The 502-nt window shown below is 48.2% G+C and carries 1 pseudogene; it reads right to left on the bottom strand.

Annotated elements, in window-relative coordinates:
- Window positions 1-6: 6 nt before the first annotated feature.
- A pseudogene (locus tag A3735_RS09055) lies at window positions 7-502 on the bottom strand (hypothetical protein); the annotation flags it as partial.

Raw genomic sequence — 502 nt, 5'->3', positions numbered from 1 at the left:
ATCTCGCTATAACTCACAATAATGAGTATTGGCTAAATTTTTACACGGAAAACGCCAGGTACGGCCATCACGCCGAAGAAGGCTCTCGGCTTCTTTCGGCCCCCATGTACCACTCGCATAACCATGCAAGGCATGGTCGCCAGCTTGATATTTCAGAATAGGCTCGACAAACTGCCAACAGGATTGCACGGCGTCGCTACGAGCAAATAAGGTGGCATCGCCATTCAGTGCATCCAGTAACAAGCGCTCATAGGCATTCAGAATGCGTACACCATCACCTTCTTCATCGAGTAAATCCTGGTAACGAAAGTCCATACTCACCTCTTTCGACTCAAAACCTGCTCCGGGTTTCTTAAGACCGAATTGCATCACGATCCCTTCATCTGGCTGAATGCGTATCACCAGTTTATTTGCCGGTGCATTCAGCCCAAAAACAGGGTGTGGTGTATGTTTGAAGTGAATAACAACTTCCGTCACTCGCGTTGGCAAGCTCTTCCCTGTT

Source organism: Oleiphilus sp. HI0061, from assembly GCF_001635675.1.
The sequence above is the reverse complement of the archived record's forward strand: the minus strand, read 5'-3'. Positions and strand labels throughout refer to the sequence as shown.